Raw genomic sequence first — 17,200 nt, 5'->3', positions numbered from 1 at the left:
AATTTACCATACCAAGAAATCGTTTGCAAGCGCATTCCGTCAACAAGTTTAACGTTTAACAATGAAAACTCCATGAAAACGTATACGCTCGGCCTTTCACATTCCAGCAAAATTTTTAAATTTTTTTATTTGAATGCTTTCAACATTTGCAAGCGCATTCAAAAATATCAATGAACTGAAACCGGTTTGATTGTGAAGTCAAACACCAAATTGGCCTCTAAAAAAGAGAAGCACATTCACCATCGTTGTGCTTCTCCTTAAAACAACGTTATGCACCAACCAATTCATCGGTGACGTCAATTCCCAACTTCCGTTGCAAAGCTGGTAATTCCTTGGCAGTTGGGTACGAGGTTTGGCTACCAGCACGTGTGACCGTAACGGCCGCATAGGCGTTCGCATGTTTGAGTGCCGTACTAATGTCTTCACCTTGTGTGTAGTAATGCGAGAAGGCCCCGACAAACGAATCACCTGCACCAATTGAATCAACTGCGTCGACTTTATATGACGGAATTAATTCTTCGTGATCCTTGCTTACCCAGAGTGCACCCCGGGAACCAATCGTAACAATAACGTTTTTGACCCCCAGATCAACAAGCTTATGAGCCGCCGCCTTGATTTGATCAATCGTATCAATTGGCATCTTGGTCAGCCGACCTAATTCTGTTTCGTTGGGTGAGTAGAACTCACACATTGCCACATGCTGAATGTCAATGTGATCGTTAGCCGGTGCCGGATTTAGCATTACCGGCACCCCATATTCATGGGCCATTTCAATTGCCCGGTAGTCCGTTTCAAGTGAAATTTCTTGTTGTAGAACAATCAACTTTGAGTTTTTAATAATATCGCGGTAGTCTTCCAGCACATCTGGTGTCAATTCACTATTAGCACCTTGCACAATAATAATACTGTTCATGTTTCCTTGAATGAAGCATGGTGCAACCCCGTTACTCTTTTTGCCAACACTAACTCCAGCCACATCAATGCCGCTTTCTTTAAAGTGCTTTAGATACTCACGACCCAGCATATCGGAACCAACTTTGGAAATCATTGCCACGTTTGATCCCAATTGTGAGGCCGCATAAGCTTGGTTTGCACCTTTGCCCCCAAAGGCCATGTGAAAATCAGGTGCCGCCACAGTTTCACCGAGTTTTGGCATCCGGTCAATATCTGTTGAAAGTTCCATCATGTTGGAACCAATTACTGTAATGTCGTGAGTCATCTTCTACACCCTCCTATTTTTCAAGTCCAGTTACAACGTGGAAGTCTTTTTCTTCACCTGGTTGGAGCATAATTAATGTTCCAGCCTTCTTCGCTGCTGCTTGGCCTTCTGGGGTACAAGTTCCTGGAAGACAGTAAGCAGCGACTTGTTGGTCAGCATTGTAGAGAATCCAACGAGTAACAATCGGCAAGTTTTCTGTTTCATAAGTTGTCAAGAAGTTATGACCATTTCCTAAGTCCATCCGGAATTCAGCTTTGTCTGTGTACTTCCGTAAATCTTTGGAGAAGAAGACAATTTCTGGGTCATAGTGACTGGCATCGTCCAATTTGTCAATCATCTTGCCACTCTTCTCCAGTTCATCCGTAAACTTAGTCCATTCAGGAGTTGGGTGAACGTGATCCGGTACTGAAGTCCGTAATTGGAAGGCTTCGTCTGGAATATTAGAAGTCATAACGGCATCGTCAACATATGCATAGCAAAGGTGGCACATGTATTGTAAAGTCATCGGTGCGCAACCAGATAAGTTCTTGACGTGTTGACGAATATCGAATAAACCACTGTCTTTGTGCATTGTGACTGATGGCTTTTCAATGTAGTGATCACCAAAGCCCTTGATGTATTCGTAGTCGCTTTGCACAGTGATGGTATCATCGCCAATTTCTAAGTAAGCATGGTCCATCCGTGCAGTGGCGGCTTCCCCATGTTGTACATGGTGGTCTTCTGGACCAGGGTTACCATTAGCCAGTAAACCAGAAGTAAATTCAAAAGCACCATAGGTATCCGCAATTTGCTTTCCCCAGTGAGGCTGCTTAAAGCCATCCTTTTCCTTTAAGTTAATACCATCAAATACGGCATCCCAAATGATCAAACCGTAAAATGGTAATAATGTTAGGTAACCACGACTGTTGGAAACCTTTAAGGCTTCGATACCATCAGGAAACTTATACGTTTCTGCCTTAAAATTGTCGTCTTCATAAAGGAGATACTTAGCATCAGAGAACATTGCATGACTTAAATTAAAACGTTTCATGATTTTTCACCTTCGTTTAATTATTCTTTACCAATAATTGCCATACTGTGGCTGACCCCTAAACGAGTTGCCCCGGCATCAATCATTGCTTGTGCTTCTTCGGCACTGTGAATTCCACCGGAAGCCTTAACGGCTGTGTTGCTACCTTTGACTGCAGCCGACATTAATTTAACTGCATGAACGGTAGCACCTTCAGTAGAGAAGCCCGTGGAAGTCTTCACAAAGTCAGCCCCAGTCTTAGCAACGATTTCTGAAGCCTTGGTAATTTCATCATCAGTTAAGAGACAGGTTTCAATGATAACTTTGACAACCTTATTGGCTGCGTGTCCGGCATCCACAACTGCCTGAATGTCTTTTTCAACTTTATCGTAATGACCAGACTTCATTTCACCAATGTTCATTACCATGTCTAATTCATCAACGCCATTGTCAATGGCATCCTGTGCTTCTGCGACCTTAATCTTGGTGGTGTTAGCCCCGAGAGGGAATCCAATCACACAAGCAGTCTTAACATCAGTCCCGGCAACTGCCTTGTGCGTCTTAGCAACCCAGTATGGGTTAATCATCACGGTGTGGAAGTGGTTATCAATTGCCTGCTTAATCACCGTATCAACTTGTTCTTCAGTAGCGTCGGGTGCTAATAATGTATGATCAATGTACTTGTTAAATTCCATAACTAATAGTCCTCCTCAACAATCACAATGATTACGTTCCTATTTCTTGAATACGCTTTCATATTAATCCTTGCTTTTACATTTGTAAATAGCTAAAATGAAAAATAGTAAAAATCAATGCTTGTTAGCGGGGGTGAAACCAATGGTCACAACAAATAAAAATGCCGCCCAATTAAAGGCGGCCGTTACGGTTAGTCGGTTGTATTACATTGATAAAATCAGTCAAACAGCAATTGCAAAAAGGTTATCTTTATCCCGGCCCACGGTTTCACGCCTCCTGCAGCTGGCTCAAGATCAAAATATCGTTCAAATTACCATTAATAATCCCTTTGAACAGGTTTCCAGTCTGCCGCAAAAACTGGCCCAAAAATATCATCTCCAAAAAGTCCTAGTTGCTGACCAAGTTGGCGACTCCTACCAAAGTATTTTGAACCAAATTGGCGAACTCGCTGCTAATTACTTAGGCACAATCGTCGAGGATAACGATACCATTGGTTTGACTTGGGGAACCACCATGGCTGCAATTGCAAAATATCTTCAGCCAAGTACGAAAAAGAACGTTCAAACGGTTTATCTGAAGGGAACCGTGTCTAATTCATCACGAAATAACTATTCGAGTATTATTACCCAGCAGTTTAATGCCTCCTTCCACACCCAGACGGAGATTCTGCCCGTCCCAGTTATTTTTGACAACCAAAAGACCCGTGATCTCGTACTCCAGGATCAATTCATTAAGCGCATTATTAAGCAGGGACAGGATGCCCAAATTGCCCTCTTTACCGTTGGTACTACCCGGCCTGAAGCGATGCTGTTCCAACTTGGCTACTTCACACAGCAGCAAATTAACTTTTTAGAGACCCATGCAGTTGGTGATGTTCTCTCTCAATTCATTACCAAAAACGGGACGATTGCGGCACCTAAAATCGCCCAACGGACCGTCTCATTACCACTTGCGGATCTCAAACATAAACGCCAATCGATCTTAGTCGCTGGTGGAATTGAAAAATTACCAGCGATCCATGCGGTCTTAACTGGTGGTTACGCAAACGTTTTAATTACAGATTTAAATAATGCGGAAAAATTATTGAAAATGTGATTTGCTGCCATCATTCATATCCATATAAAAAACAGCCTTTCAGAAAGCGAAGTCGTTTTCGGAAGGCTGTTACTATTCAGATTACTGCTCGTTTTCCCCTAATTTCCGTTCGAAATAGTGACTAAGCTGGGCGGCATTATAAAAACCCGTCACCTTTTCCTTAGCTTGCCCATCCCGAAACAAAACAAGACTCGGAATGCTCATCACTTTGTATCGTTGTGGAATTTCCTTATTATCATCAACGTTAAATTTAACGAATTGAATTCGCTCGCCATACTTTTGGGCCATTTCTTCCATTACCGGCGCCATCATTTTACATGGCCCACACCAGGGTGCCCAGAAATCAACGACTGTTAACTTACCCGCAGTTAACTGGTCAAAATTATCAACGGTGGCTTCGATCATCATTATCATCCTCCTTTACTTGTGGTTGCTCACCCTTACCCTTCGGATTTCGAATAAAGTGAACAATAAAGGTTGCAATAAATACCCCAACTATGAAAATTCCAAACTGTCCCGAAGGAATCTCAATATCAATCATTGGAATCGTCAAGAAGAGTTTAATTGCAATCAAGAAAATTAAGACATATGCCATTGGCTCCAACTCTGGAATCTTACGCATTAAACGCATAATAATTTCAGCCACTCCCCGCATGCAGGCAATCCCGATACAACCACCAATCAAAACAATGACGGGATTAGATGAAACGGCTAATGATGCCAGAACTGAATCGATTGAGAACACAATATCAATAAATTCAATTTGAGCGACAACTGCCCAAAATCGTTTCCGACCAGTTAACCCCGCCGCACGACTCTTTCGTTGCCGACGATGGTGCTGTCCGGTTAGTTGATTCTTAAAAAAGCGGTATGAAAGGTACATCAGGTAAATTGCACCAAGCACCTTGATTTCCCAAAAATTAATCAGAAACGTTCCAATTCCAATAATTAAAAACCGGAAAAGGTATGAGCCCCAAATACCGTAAAACAGTGACTCTTCTTGTTCCTTTAACGTTGGCAGAACTCTGGTTTGGGCAGCCAGAACAATGGCGTTGTCAACAGACAGCAGACATTCAATTAATACTAGCGATAAAATAATTAGCCAGTCCTGACCGGACTCAATAACAGTTAACCAATTATGACCATCAAAAAACGGTCCATAGAGTTCTCCTAAAAGTGACAATTAATATCCCCCTTATGATTCTTTCTGGTCATATTTTACCAGAGCTGGCGGAAAATAGTTAGGGAGCGGGGCGTAAATCTCACGTAAAGTTTTCTTAAAGGGCACAATTAGTTGCTGAGCGATCCCATGGAGGAGCATCCGTGAATTAGGTTGACCATTGTATAAGGGATCACCGACAATTGGGTGCCCACTATGGGCTAAGTGGACCCGGATTTGGTGCGTCCGTCCGGTCTGCAATTGTAACTGAACCAAACTTAAATTATCAGATGTTTGTAATACCTGATAGTCTGTTACTGCTGGCTTTGCCTTTAAACCATTCACACATCGTTTCCGCTGATCAGTCGGGTTGAAACCAATTGGCCAGTTAAATCGGCCACCTTTTTGGGCAAAGGTTCCTTCGACGACGGCAACGTAGCGGCGATGAATTTTTCCTGCTGCGATATAGTGATCTAAAATCGGCACCACCACAGGATTTTTTGCGACAATCACTGCCCCACTGGTTGCTTGGTCGATGCGGTGCACCATGTAAGCCGCCGCAGAACTGCCTTCTAAATACCCTGCCACGTCATTCATTAATGTTCCCGTTTCTAGCGGCTGGTTGGGGTGCGTCTTCTGTCCCGCAGGCTTATTCACAACCAGTAGATCACGATTTTCAAAAAGAATGTCCAGCATTGGTGATGATGTCGGCTGATAATTAGAAGTCGGCGTTCGAAATTCATCTCCAACAAACTTGAGTGTCACCTGCTCACCCGGAGCGACTGGCTCGTTCATATTCCGGTAGTCTCCATTAATTAATACCTGACGACGGATCCGTAAATAGTGAACTAATCGGCTTGGTAAAGACCATTGCTGTTGTAGTAAATGGCGGACCGAGCATCGCGCTTGTTGTGAGCCCAATTGTTCCTTTATTATCCATCGTGGTTTTATCAAAAGATTCTCCTCATTTCTACTTCAATCCTGATATTATAATAGCGTATAATGAATTATAAATGATTAATTTGTGGAGGTGAAATTGTGCTTAGTTCAGTTAAAATTAACGATCATGGTTACTGGGTCAGTGTCTTTGAACCACTTCCCAATGAACGGGAAGCCTTGTTTGAAAAATATGAAGTGACTCAGGAATTACTGGATTACGCAATTGACCCTTACGAAAAAGCCCGGGTGGAAGTCGATCCTGACGCGGGGGTAACCCTTTTAATTTTCGACGTTTACGTCCCTACCCACGAATTATCGGCTCCACAAACCGCGCCCATTGGCATTATGTTGACTACCAATAATGTGCTCACCTTCACGAACGCACAAACCAACTTCGTCAACGGTATCATTGCCCGTCAGCTCGAGAAACTCAAGCAGCGGGATCGTCAAACCGACCAGTTTGACTTTATTTTGCCGATTTTATATCAACTTTCGACAGCGTACTTTGGGCCCATCCGTCGGGCTGATCAACAGCGACGAGAAATTCAACGAAACCTGCAAAAGCATACTGAACGAAAAGCCATCACCGAATTTATGGAAATCGAAACTGGTTTAGTTTATATTCTGACTTCTTTACAGGGAAATGTCTCCTTGCTACAAGAATTTAAACGTCGATTTAACCACCTGATGACGCGCAAGCAACGTAACGATCTCGATGATGTCATTGTTGAAGCCCAACAGGGACTGGAAATGGCCCAGATGACTTCGGATGTGTCGGCCCGCGTTTCCGATGCATACAGTAAGGTTCTAGATAGTAACCTAAACCAAACCATGAAATTCTTAACCGTCTATTCCATTGTGCTAGCAATTCCACCAATTGTTTCCGGCTTTTATGGTGAAAATGTTAAAACATTGCCGTTCGCTCAAAACGACTTTGCATGGCAAATCACCATTATTATCACATTAATTTTGATGGCACTTTCCATCTGGTTCGTTTTTAACCGACATTGGTGGAAATAATCATTGAGATTGTTCGTTAATTATGTTAAGATACTTACAATTAAATATTGCCTATATATTTCCGTAATATGGTCGGACGTTTCTACCTCATGCCGTAAATATGAGACTATAAGCATCGTTACAATGAACGGGTCCACCAGATGGGGACCCGTTTTTTATTTCAGGGAGGACTATCTTGACACAACAAACCACTCAGCCAGCACCAACCGCTAATTTTGGCAAAAACCTCATCCTTGGTTTTCAACACCTTTTGGCAATGTATTCCGGAGACGTTTTAGTTCCATTATTGATTGGTAACTTCTTACATTTTTCAACTGCGCAAATGACGTACCTCGTTTCCATCGACATCTTTATGTGTGGGATTGCCACCCTGCTCCAACTCCATCGCACCCCACTCATGGGAATTGGTTTACCGGTCGTTCTTGGTTGTGCTGTCCAGTCGGTTGCGCCTCTAGAATCCATCGGCAGTAAGATGGGCATCACTTATATGTATGGGGCCATTATTTGCGCCGGGATCTTCATCTTTTTAATCGCTGGCTACTTCGCCAAAATGAAGAAACTATTTCCACCAGTCGTGACTGGATCCCTCATTACTGTAATTGGCTTCACGTTAGTACCCGTTGGTTTTCAAAATCTTGGTGGTGGGACTGCCACCGCAAAATCATTCGGGAGTCCGCAAGACCTAATTATCGGTTTTTTAACAATTATCGTGATCGTGCTCATTAACCGCTTTGGTAAGGGTTTTATTAAATCGATTGCCATCTTGCTTGGTATTTTAATTGGTTCTTTTGCGGCCGCAGCCTGGGGGATGGTTTCGACCCAGCCCGTTACTAGTGCCGCCTGGTTCCACCTCCCACGCTTCTTCTACTTTGGTGTGCCAACATTTAACTCTGGTGCAATTATTACTATGATTTTGGTGGCCCTCACCACCATGATTGAATCAACCGGAGTTTACTTTGCCCTGGCCGAAGCCACGCACCAAAAGATTACCGAGAATGACATGAAACGGGGTTACCGTGCAGAAGGAATTGCCGCTATCCTGGGAGGACTTTTCAATACCTTCCCATATTCAACTTTCTCTCAAAACGTTGGGGTCTTGAAAATGTCAGGGGTGCGGTCACGACGGCCAGTTTACTATGCTGCTGTCTTATTACTAATCCTTGGTTTGCTTCCTAAAGCCGGTGCGTTAGCCACTATGATTCCCGACCCGGTTCTTGGTGGTGCCATGGTCGTGATGTTTGGCATGGTCGGTATTCAAGGGATGCAAATTCTCCATAAGGTTGATTTTTCTAAAAACAGCAATTTAATGGTGGCTTCCCTATCAATTGGTCTTGGACTCGGCGTCACGGTCTATCCACAAATCTTCCAACACCTCAACACAGAATTACAAATCATCTTGGGCAATGGGGTTGTGATGGGGAGTCTGGCAGCGGTAATTCTGAACCTCATCCTTAATTTTGATGAATTTAAATCATCAACTAAAGATTAATATTTACGAACACTCCTTATTTTTAGATCACGAAGCGATTAAAGAGCGTATAATAGTTTTTGTACAGATCTAACTAAAGGAGTGCTTTTTATGGACAAATTTAATCGACTCAGCTCTGATTGTACGGCGATCATTGTCGGCAAGAAGGCTTCCATTGATGGTTCGACAATCATCGCACGGGATGAAGACGCACATACAGCAATCAATACCAAGAAGTTTGTAGTTGTCCCCTCCCAAGATTATGATCTCACTTACGAATCAAAATATACCGGCCTTAAGGTCCCGGTAAAGGGTCATGGATACCGATATACCGCTACCCCAAATGGTAATCCAAGTGAAGGTGATTGGTTTGAAGCCGGGATTAACGAACAAAACGTAGCGATGTCTGCTACTGAAACTGAATTGACAAATCCACGGGTGCTTGGGCACGATCCATTGGTTGAAAATGGAATTGCTGAAGACGCGATGGTCACATTGGTTTTACCATTCGTTAACAGTGCCCGCGAAGGGGTTCAACGATTAGGAAGTTTAATTGAAAAATACGGAACTGCTGAAACTAACGGGATTGCATTTAGTGATCAAAATGAAGTTTGGTATATGGAAACTGCTGGTGGTCACCAATGGGTTGCTCAACGGCTCCCCGATGACGCATATGCCATCTGCCCAAACATCATGGTGATCGAAAACATTGAATTTGATGACCAGGACAACTTCATGTATGCTGCTGGGATTCGTGATTTCGTTGATAAATACCACTTAAATCCAAATCCACTTGACTTTAACTTCCGCAATATCTTTGGTTCCCAAAATGAAGCAGATAGTTACTACAACACCCCACGGACATGGTATGGTCAAAAACTATTTAACCCAAGTGTTGAACAAGAACCAACTAGTCAAAATATGCCGTTCTGCCGCAAACCAGAAAAGAAAATTGCCATTGAAGATGTCCAATTCTTCCTTAGCTCCCACTACAATGGCACGCAATACGATCCATTCGGTACTCACTCGTCTGGAAGCGAAGATGATCAACAAAAGTTCCGTTCAATTGCCCTGGATCGAAACCAAAGTTCTTGCATTCTCCAATTACGGAATGATGTTCCAGCAAATATGGCGGCGATCCAATGGATTGCGTTTGGCTTCTATTGCTATAGTCCATACGTTCCGTTCTACGCAAACATCGTTGATACACCAGCTAATTACAAGTTTGCTCCAGACAAGTTCAACCTGGACAGCGCTTATTGGATGTACAAATTACTGCCGGTCATCATCGAACCGAAGTACCACCAATTTATCAACCAAGTGAATGCTTACCGGGATGATGCACAAAGCTACGTTGTTGGTCGCTTAGATGAAGTGGATGAACAAGCTAAAAAACTTTCCGGTGACGAATTGCAAGAGTTCTTAACAAACGAAAATATTAAGACGGCCGATCACGTCACTGAAAAGACCACTGATTTAATCGATCAGCTCATTCACCAAACTTTGTTATCATCTAAAATTGCCTTTAACTTGGGCGATGGACTTTAAAATTAAACATTGATAATTGGAAAAGCTACAGTTGAAGTGGCTTTTCCTTTTTTGTATACTCAATGATAACAATTGGAGGAGTGATTGATTTATGGATAGATCAAAACTAAAAAAAACTGCTTTGCTCTTGTTAAGGGGTAATTGGGAATGGGCAGTAATTTTATCATTATTGACCGCCATCATTGGGGGCTTGATTGCGGGGGCAACACGAGGAATTGGTTCAATTATTGCCGGCTTAATTACCGCCGGATATGCCTTTACTTTTCTGGATCTGGTAGCAGGAAAAAAGGAAACCAACTACTTTTCTGCAATGTTTTCAGCATTTACTAACAGACGACTGATCCCGGTTTTTCTAACATGGTTATTACAAACGATCTTTGTTTTGCTATGGATGATTTTACTGATCGTGCCGGGAATTATTAAAGCCTTGGCTTACTCACAGGCCTTTTTTATCGCCAAGGATATGGTTGATTCCGGACGAGAAGTTCAAGCTACTGAAGCTATTACCAAAAGTAAGCAACTAATGGATGGCCATAAGTGGGAATTTTTCGTTTTGCAGCTTAGTTTTTTGGGCTGGGCGATTCTGTGTATCTTTATTTGTGGAATTGGGTTTCTCTGGTTACGTCCTTACATGCAAACAACAAACGCCCTCTATTATCGTCAATTAGCTAAGGATCAATTCCGTACGTCTGCAGCTGACGTTAATGAAATGACTAATAATCTTGAAACAATGTAAATAGAAAAGGCGCGCAATTTGCGTGCCTTTTCTATTTTTGGTTATAAAAAGCGACCTTAATGTCATCATCCGTCATGATTAATTTCGAGAGGCTGCCATTATCAGGACGTTTTGTAACATCATATTTTCCCTGACCATAACGCTCGATTAAACTCAAACAAGTATTGCCATGGCTAACCCATAGGACATTCGCATCCGCTGGTAATTTAGTGTCACGAATTAATTGTATTCCTTGGTTCATCCGCTGCCAATACTGCTGATTATTTTCCGCATGGTGGAAAGGATCAGCGTCATGCAACCAATCCTTAGCTGTCCCGATCGAATGTTTCGTTACGATCTCTTGAAACGTTTTGAGACCATGGGGAGCTCCTGCTAGGTACCACGCTTGATCCATATTTGTTCCTTCATACACCCCGTAAAATTCCTCCCGGAAAAAAGGTGACACAATCGGTTTTTTAGTTGAATCAGCTTCATTCAGATCCAAAATGGTTTGACACGTTTCTTCTGCCCGTGGTAAATCTGAACAAAATGCCGCGGCAAAATGAACCTTTTTTAACCGTTCGGCCGCCTGGCGAGCATCCGCTTTCCCCTTATCGGTCAGTGGTGAATTACTCCATCCCTGCAGTTTGTTATAAATGTTGTAGTAGGTTTGCCCGTGCCGAACCAGATAAATATTTCGTTTCATTATTTCTGCAACCTCCCTCATTTAAGTTCATTCTACCACCCGATTTAAGAATCACTTACTAAATCGGGCATACTTTCTTCACAATTGCCAATTACTATAACAGTATGAAGGGGATGATTTTAAATGAAATTAAGACAACCAAATCGCCAGACTGATATTGCTGCCGCCCAGATTATTAGTATGTCCAAGACCCACGTGGTCGTTAAAACGGAGCAAGGACGGATTCTACGCCTCTCCCTTTCACCAAAACACCAACGGGACCAAGTTTTCCGTGCCGCCCTAAAAGACATTTGGCATAACAAAATTTGGATCCCGGTCAATACAAAATTACGGCATCTTTTCCGTTATGATTGGCTAACGGAGCCGGTCATGATTGATGATTAAGATTATGCAACAATTTAGGGTGAAGCGCTTCTCAATTGCAGAATGTGTTAAAATAAGGATCGTTTAATTACCAACAACATTCTGGAACTGCGAGGAAATCACCTAATGAAAAAAATAGGTCAACTTGTGGACACCCGGATCGGCTTTTGTGGTCTCCTGGTCGTCCTTTTTTGGTTGAAGACGTTAATCGCGTACTTCACAGATTTTAAATTAGGGGCATCTGGAATCATCCAGTACGCAATTTTACTAATCAACCCCTTAGCAACGACAATCTTCCTATTTAGTCTCGCCTTTTACTTTAAACGGTCCCGGTTTTTCTACCCGGTATTAATGGGACTAGATATTCTTAATACGTTACTTTTATATCTCAATGTTATCTACTACCGTGAGTTCACTGACTTTATGACGGTTGCCACTATGACTGGATATTCTAAGGTTAATCAGGGACTCAGTGGTAGTTCATTAGCATTAACTAACGTCCATGATTTATTATATTGGGCCGACATTGTCGTAATCCTGTTATTGATGCTCTTTCGTAAAATTAAGTTTGATCCTCGTGCCATTAGTAACCGCTTAGCTTTTTCATTTACCTCGTTATCGGTTCTAATGTTTGGGTTAAACTTAATGGTCGCAGAATTTAACCGCCCCCAACTCTTGGGGCGGACCTTCGACCGATCATACATTGTTAAGTACTTAGGAATTGATGCCTTTACCGGTTATGATCTAGCTAAATCGCAACATATCGATAATATGCGGAAAAGTGCGACCCGTTCCGAATTAACTACCGTTAAAAAGTTTACTGATCAACATTTCGCACCAGCCAATCCTAAGATGTTTGGAATTGCTAAGGGCCGGAATGTGATTGTGATTCACTTAGAAAGTTTCCAACAATTTTTGATTGACCGAAAAATCAACGGCCAAGAGGTTACTCCGTTTCTGAATTCGCTTTATCACGGTAATGATACCTATGCTTTCGATAACTTTTTCCATCAGGTTGGTCAAGGAAAGACATCTGATGCGGAAAACATGCTAGAAACCAGTACCTTCGGTTTACCACAGGGGTCATTATTTGCAACACTGGGTAGTGATAATACCTTTGAAGCTGCACCAGCCATTTTGAACCAACGTGCTGGTTATACCAGCGCGGTTTTCCACGGTAACGTGGCTAGTTTCTGGAACCGCAATAACGTATATAAAAATCTCGGTTTCCAATACTTCTTTGATGCCAGCTACTACGATACTTCTGGCGATAAGGCGATGGGATATGGGCTAAAGGATAAGCTACTCTTTGCTAACTCGATTAAGTATCTTCAGACACTCCAGCAGCCTTTCTACGTAAAGTTTTTGACTGTTTCTAACCACTTCCCATTTACCATTGACGATGAAGATAAGGATTCTAATTTCCAAACAACTAATACTGGTGATTCAACAGTGGATGGTTACTTCGAAACCGCGCACTACCTTGATCAATCACTTCAAGAATTCTTTGCCTACCTGCAAAAAACAGGGCTTGATAAGAAGTCCATTATCATGATTTATGGTGACCACTACGGCATTTCTAATTCAGCTAACAAGAGTCTTGCCAGCGTCCTGGGCAAGAGCGCTGATACGTGGACAGACTTTGACAATGCCCAACTCCAACGGGTTCCAATGATGTTTGTAATCCCTGGTTCTGGGGGGCATGGCGGTATTTCACATACTTATGGTGGTGAAATCGATGTCTTATCAACCCTCCTCCACCTGCTCGGTATTAGTTCGAAGCGCTACATTATGTTTGGAACCGACCTCTTTAGTTCCAAACATAGCCAGACGGTTGCCTTCCGGAATCACGACTTTGTAACGCCTAAATACACGAGTATTAGTGGGACAATTTATGATAATCAAACGGGCAAAGAAGCTCACTTAACCACGGCACAAAAGAAACGGCTCAAAAAACAGGCCCAGCTCGTTAATAAAGAGTTAAGTCTTTCAGACTCTTTAAATGAAAAGAATTTACTGCGCTTTTACACACCAAAGGGCTTCAAGAAGGTTAATCCAAAGAATTATAATTACTCCAACGGTCTTAAGAAGGCCAAAGCAATTGAAAAGAAGAAAGGCAATCGCTCTACTAGTATCTATAGTGAAAATGGTAATCAATCCACCGTCAGTGATTACTCTACTAATGCTCCAGAGCAAAATCACTCACGAACTGATTCTAACCGGATCAAGATTACTAATCCCGATGGAAATAATTAATTTCCCAGGAAATACCTCAGTGTTCTTGAAAGGAGATCATCAAAAATGGATAAACCAGAAATTCAACAGTTGCTAATTCAAAACGCTCATCGTCGATATGCCACTAAAAAGTACCGAGCGGGTCAACATATTCCAAATGATGATTGGCAAACGATTCTCGAAGTTGGTCGTTTATCGCCAAGCTCCTTCGGATATGAACCGTGGAAATTCCTGTTATTAAATAATCGACACGACCAAGAAGCAATTAAGCCGTTTGCGTGGGGTGCCGCAAACAGTATTAACGGCGCTGACAAATTATTGATCATCCTCGCACATAAAAACGTGACTTACGACAGTCAGTACGTTCAACATTTGGTTGATGATATTAAACATAAAAACTATTCACCAACCTCAACCGTTTCTCAAAAGTTCAAGAAATTTCAAGAACAAGACTTGGGTCTTAAAAATTCTCATGATGTTTTTGAATGGGCGGTTCGGCAGTGTTACATTGCAATGGCAAATATGATAACTGCTGCGGCAGCACTGGATATTGATTCTTGTCCAATTGAAGGATTTAACTATGCGCAACTGAATGAATACTTAGCTGATCACCATTACATGGATCCTAAAGAATGGGGCGTTGCAGTCATGGTCAGCTTTGGTTATCGTGATCAAGAGATCACTCCCAAAGTCCGGCAACCATTATCGGACATTTACCAAGAATTAAATTAATACCTACAAAATAACGACCTAGGATGGCTGAGTCCATTCTAGGTCGTTATTTATTTTCTTGATCATTAATCATTCTTATTTAATCTTCATTGACGAACTATGCGTGGCCATCCGTTTATCTGGATAGAGCCGTTTTGCCAAATCGTTGATAGCCACAGGAGCCTCGCCCAGACCGCTTGCAATCAACGGTACTTTCCCAGGATAAGTATTTCCGTCTCCAATTGCGTAGACACCCTCAATACTGGTCATCATGGTAGAATCGACTTTAATTAAATGACGCTCCGTTGCTAAATCCAATGACCATTCGTTTAAAGCCGCATTATTCGATGTAAATCCATAATTGACGACTACTTGGTCCACATTCAGCAAAGTTTCCTCATCACTCCGCATCTTTTTTAGCTGTAAAGTAACCGTTCCATCCTCAGCTTGACTAATCTTCTTTGGTAAAAATGGGGTCTGTAAATGAACTCGTGATTCTTGTAACTGCGTTAATGTCGCTGGTAACCCCCGAAATTGGTCACGACGGTGAACTAAATACACCTCGCTGGCTAACGGTTCCAACATTAAAGCCATATCCATTGCTGAATTGCCACCACCGAGAACTGCTACTCGTTGATTCTTGAACTGAGCTTTATGTTGAATAAAATAATTAATCCGCTGTTCATCAACCTGTTCAATGCCTTCTACTTTGAATGGTCGTGGCGCAAAGGCACCATTCCCCATCGCAATCACAATCGCTTTGGAACGAAAATTCCCCTGGTTACTAATGATCGTAAAGTAGCCATCCTGGTCTTTAACGACTTCCGTCACTTTCGTTGACAACTGATAGTTAATTTTCGCATGAGTTAGCTGCTCTTCTAAATCACTAATTAACTGTTCTCCTGTCACCCCCGCTTTACCAGCAACATCCCAAATTTGCTTTTCCGGATATAAGGCGCGCACCTGTCCACCTAATTGAGGCAGTGCTTCAATTAATTGCGTATCTAATTCATGCAATCCAGCATAAAAGGCCGCAAACATTCCTGCGGGTCCCCCGCCGATTACACTAACGTCATGAAGTTGGTCTGTCATCTCATCATTCTCCCTTATTAATCTGTGACCTATTTTATCATCATTGTATCATGTTCATTGCTAACGAATAATCCGAACATCGAAAACGCTATCGCTCAGTTTCGATTGTCTTTTCTCTATGAGTCGCTTAAAATAAAAGTATATTTAATTCCAATGGAGGTACGGTTATGGCAAAGAAAAAAATGATTTTAGATTTGGATACTGGGGTTGATGATGCTTTAGCCATTGCATACGCAACTGCGGCCCCAGATGTGGATCTGATCGGGATCGTTTCATCATATGGTAATAATTTAATCGACGTTTGTGCACAAAACAGTCTCAAGTTATTAGAACTGCTTGGCCAGACTGATGTCCCTGTTTTTAAGGGATTGGCTCATTCAAGTACGACTGATCATTTTGACGTTATGCAGGTTTCACTTGATATTCATGGTAAGAATGGAATTGGTGAAGTTCAGTTGCCAGCTCCGCAACGTCAAGTTGAAAGCCAATCTGGTGTTGACTTTTACATTGAAGCTGCCCACAAGTATGGTCAAGATTTAATTATCGTACCGACCGGTCCAATGACGAACCTTGCGGCAGCATTAAAAAAGGATCCAGAAATTGCCAAATTGATTGGCAATGTTACATTCATGGGTGGTGCTTTAACCGTTGAAGGTAACGTGACTGGAGCGGCTGAAGCAAATATCCATCAAGACGCTGAAGCGGCCAACACTGTGTTATCCAATCCTGATTTACCATTAACAATGGTTGGCTTGGACGTCACACTGCGGACACTATTAACCAAGCGGGAAACACAGAAATGGCGTGATCTAGGAACTGCTGCTGGTAAAGCATACGCTGACATCACCGATTTCTACATTGATGCTTACTACAATCTTGATATTGATAAAAATGGCTGTGCCCTGCATGATCCATTAGCGGTAGGGGTCTCATTAGATCCAAGTTTCGTTAAAACCATCAGTCTTTTCATGAAGGTGGTTCACGAAGGACCAAATTATGGACGGACAATTGGGAATAACGCCAAGTTAAATGATCCAAATCCAAACGTTAAAGTTGCTGTCAACGTCGATAAAGACCGTTATCTACAAACCTTCATGAACTACCTCACTAAGTTATTTAGCCAACATTAAAAGCAACCCGTTCCCTAATTGTGGAACGGGTTTTCCACTTTATGTTACTTATTTTTAGTAATCAGAATGAGTGAGTTCTCAAGCGCCACGTTCCG

Annotated in this window: 17 protein-coding genes and 1 riboswitch; of the genes, 9 read left to right on the top strand and 8 right to left on the bottom strand. The window is 42.2% G+C overall.

The window, feature by feature from the left end; genetic code table 11:
* Window positions 1–268: 268 nt before the first annotated feature.
* The 3 genes from rbsK to deoC are packed head-to-tail and all read right to left on the bottom strand — an operon-like array spanning window position 269 to window position 2,923.
* Window positions 269–1,219: a ribokinase gene (gene rbsK, locus HMPREF0501_RS03655; protein ID WP_006916503.1), complete on the bottom strand. Its 951-nt coding sequence runs from the start codon at window positions 1,217–1,219 to the stop codon at window positions 269–271.
* 13 nt (window positions 1,220–1,232) lie between these two features.
* Entirely contained in the window at window positions 1,233–2,249 is a 1,017-nt protein-coding gene (locus HMPREF0501_RS03650; RefSeq protein ID WP_006916502.1) for an aldose 1-epimerase family protein, read from the bottom strand.
* Between the two features lie 20 nt (window positions 2,250–2,269).
* On the bottom strand, window positions 2,270–2,923 hold the full coding sequence (gene deoC / locus HMPREF0501_RS03645; protein WP_006916501.1) for a deoxyribose-phosphate aldolase: 654 nt from the start codon (window positions 2,921–2,923) through the stop codon (window positions 2,270–2,272).
* 142 nt (window positions 2,924–3,065) lie between these two features.
* On the opposite strand from deoC, the gene HMPREF0501_RS03640 reads away from it, so the two are divergent.
* Window positions 3,066–4,019, top strand: coding sequence for a sugar-binding transcriptional regulator (locus HMPREF0501_RS03640; RefSeq protein ID WP_006916500.1), 954 nt, complete (start codon window positions 3,066–3,068; stop codon window positions 4,017–4,019).
* A gap of 81 nt (window positions 4,020–4,100) precedes the next feature.
* Here HMPREF0501_RS03640 and trxA read toward each other — a convergent pair whose 3' ends face one another.
* The 3 genes from trxA to HMPREF0501_RS03625 are packed head-to-tail and all read right to left on the bottom strand — an operon-like array spanning window position 4,101 to window position 6,129.
* Window positions 4,101–4,427, bottom strand: coding sequence for a thioredoxin (trxA, locus tag HMPREF0501_RS03635; protein ID WP_040455818.1), 327 nt, complete (start codon window positions 4,425–4,427; stop codon window positions 4,101–4,103).
* Window positions 4,405–5,202, bottom strand: coding sequence for a TerC family protein (locus HMPREF0501_RS03630; RefSeq protein ID WP_006916496.1), 798 nt, complete (start codon window positions 5,200–5,202; stop codon window positions 4,405–4,407). Before HMPREF0501_RS03630 ends, trxA begins: the two co-directional genes overlap by 23 nt.
* Window positions 5,203–5,214: 12 nt before the next feature.
* Window positions 5,215–6,129, bottom strand: a complete 915-nt coding sequence (locus HMPREF0501_RS03625; RefSeq protein ID WP_040455896.1) for an RluA family pseudouridine synthase — start codon at window positions 6,127–6,129, stop codon at window positions 5,215–5,217.
* Between the two features lie 87 nt (window positions 6,130–6,216).
* Between HMPREF0501_RS03625 and HMPREF0501_RS03620 the strand changes: the two genes are divergently transcribed.
* From HMPREF0501_RS03620 to HMPREF0501_RS03605, 4 genes are all read left to right on the top strand, one after another.
* Window positions 6,217–7,137 carry a magnesium transporter CorA family protein gene (locus HMPREF0501_RS03620; RefSeq protein ID WP_006916494.1) on the top strand — a complete coding sequence of 307 codons (921 nt, stop codon included), beginning with the start codon at window positions 6,217–6,219 and terminating at the stop codon, window positions 7,135–7,137.
* A 31-nt stretch (window positions 7,138–7,168) separates the two neighbouring features.
* A riboswitch (purine riboswitch) is annotated at window positions 7,169–7,266 on the top strand.
* A 46-nt stretch (window positions 7,267–7,312) separates the two neighbouring features.
* Entirely contained in the window at window positions 7,313–8,626 is a 1,314-nt protein-coding gene (locus HMPREF0501_RS03615; protein WP_006916493.1) for a nucleobase:cation symporter-2 family protein, read from the top strand.
* A 90-nt stretch (window positions 8,627–8,716) separates the two neighbouring features.
* Window positions 8,717–10,153 (top strand): C69 family dipeptidase, encoded by a 1,437-nt coding sequence (locus HMPREF0501_RS03610; protein WP_006916492.1) that lies wholly within the window; start codon window positions 8,717–8,719, stop codon window positions 10,151–10,153.
* A 91-nt stretch (window positions 10,154–10,244) separates the two neighbouring features.
* Entirely contained in the window at window positions 10,245–10,889 is a 645-nt protein-coding gene (locus tag HMPREF0501_RS03605) for a DUF975 family protein (RefSeq protein WP_006916491.1), read from the top strand.
* A 31-nt stretch (window positions 10,890–10,920) separates the two neighbouring features.
* On the opposite strand, the gene HMPREF0501_RS03600 is transcribed toward HMPREF0501_RS03605, so the two are convergent.
* Window positions 10,921–11,577, bottom strand: a complete 657-nt coding sequence (locus tag HMPREF0501_RS03600) for a histidine phosphatase family protein (protein WP_040455895.1) — start codon at window positions 11,575–11,577, stop codon at window positions 10,921–10,923.
* A 120-nt stretch (window positions 11,578–11,697) separates the two neighbouring features.
* On the opposite strand from HMPREF0501_RS03600, the gene HMPREF0501_RS03595 reads away from it, so the two are divergent.
* From HMPREF0501_RS03595 to HMPREF0501_RS03585, 3 genes are all read left to right on the top strand, one after another.
* Window positions 11,698–11,958, top strand: coding sequence for a hypothetical protein (locus HMPREF0501_RS03595; protein WP_006916489.1), 261 nt, complete (start codon window positions 11,698–11,700; stop codon window positions 11,956–11,958).
* A 105-nt stretch (window positions 11,959–12,063) separates the two neighbouring features.
* Window positions 12,064–14,193 (top strand): LTA synthase family protein, encoded by a 2,130-nt coding sequence (locus HMPREF0501_RS03590; protein WP_006916488.1) that lies wholly within the window; start codon window positions 12,064–12,066, stop codon window positions 14,191–14,193.
* Between the two features lie 45 nt (window positions 14,194–14,238).
* Window positions 14,239–14,904: an NAD(P)H-dependent oxidoreductase gene (locus HMPREF0501_RS03585; protein WP_006916487.1), complete on the top strand. Its 666-nt coding sequence runs from the start codon at window positions 14,239–14,241 to the stop codon at window positions 14,902–14,904.
* 75 nt (window positions 14,905–14,979) lie between these two features.
* On the opposite strand, the gene HMPREF0501_RS03580 is transcribed toward HMPREF0501_RS03585, so the two are convergent.
* Window positions 14,980–15,975: an NAD(P)/FAD-dependent oxidoreductase gene (locus tag HMPREF0501_RS03580; protein ID WP_006916486.1), complete on the bottom strand. Its 996-nt coding sequence runs from the start codon at window positions 15,973–15,975 to the stop codon at window positions 14,980–14,982.
* Between the two features lie 167 nt (window positions 15,976–16,142).
* Between HMPREF0501_RS03580 and HMPREF0501_RS03575 the strand changes: the two genes are divergently transcribed.
* Window positions 16,143–17,105 (top strand): nucleoside hydrolase, encoded by a 963-nt coding sequence (locus HMPREF0501_RS03575; protein WP_006916485.1) that lies wholly within the window; start codon window positions 16,143–16,145, stop codon window positions 17,103–17,105.
* Window positions 17,106–17,200 lie beyond the last annotated feature (95 nt).

It is taken from the genome of Limosilactobacillus coleohominis 101-4-CHN (genome assembly GCF_000161935.1).
Lineage (GTDB): Bacteria > Bacillota > Bacilli > Lactobacillales > Lactobacillaceae > Limosilactobacillus > Limosilactobacillus coleohominis_A.
This window is presented reverse-complemented; position numbering and strand designations above follow the sequence as displayed.

Coding starts and splice junctions, on each gene's coding strand:
- trxA (WP_040455818.1), bottom strand. CDS start 4,427: ATGATGATCGAAGCCACCGTTGATAATTTTGACCAGTTAACTGCGGGT.
- HMPREF0501_RS03610 (WP_006916492.1), top strand. CDS start 8,717: ATGGACAAATTTAATCGACTCAGCTCTGATTGTACGGCGATCATTGTC.
- deoC (WP_006916501.1), bottom strand. CDS start 2,923: ATGGAATTTAACAAGTACATTGATCATACATTATTAGCACCCGACGCT.
- HMPREF0501_RS03580 (WP_006916486.1), bottom strand. CDS start 15,975: ATGACAGACCAACTTCATGACGTTAGTGTAATCGGCGGGGGACCCGCA.
- HMPREF0501_RS03590 (WP_006916488.1), top strand. CDS start 12,064: ATGAAAAAAATAGGTCAACTTGTGGACACCCGGATCGGCTTTTGTGGT.
- HMPREF0501_RS03585 (WP_006916487.1), top strand. CDS start 14,239: ATGGATAAACCAGAAATTCAACAGTTGCTAATTCAAAACGCTCATCGT.
- rbsK (WP_006916503.1), bottom strand. CDS start 1,219: ATGACTCACGACATTACAGTAATTGGTTCCAACATGATGGAACTTTCA.
- HMPREF0501_RS03650 (WP_006916502.1), bottom strand. CDS start 2,249: ATGAAACGTTTTAATTTAAGTCATGCAATGTTCTCTGATGCTAAGTAT.
- HMPREF0501_RS03605 (WP_006916491.1), top strand. CDS start 10,245: ATGGATAGATCAAAACTAAAAAAAACTGCTTTGCTCTTGTTAAGGGGT.
- HMPREF0501_RS03575 (WP_006916485.1), top strand. CDS start 16,143: ATGGCAAAGAAAAAAATGATTTTAGATTTGGATACTGGGGTTGATGAT.
- HMPREF0501_RS03595 (WP_006916489.1), top strand. CDS start 11,698: ATGAAATTAAGACAACCAAATCGCCAGACTGATATTGCTGCCGCCCAG.
- HMPREF0501_RS03640 (WP_006916500.1), top strand. CDS start 3,066: ATGGTCACAACAAATAAAAATGCCGCCCAATTAAAGGCGGCCGTTACG.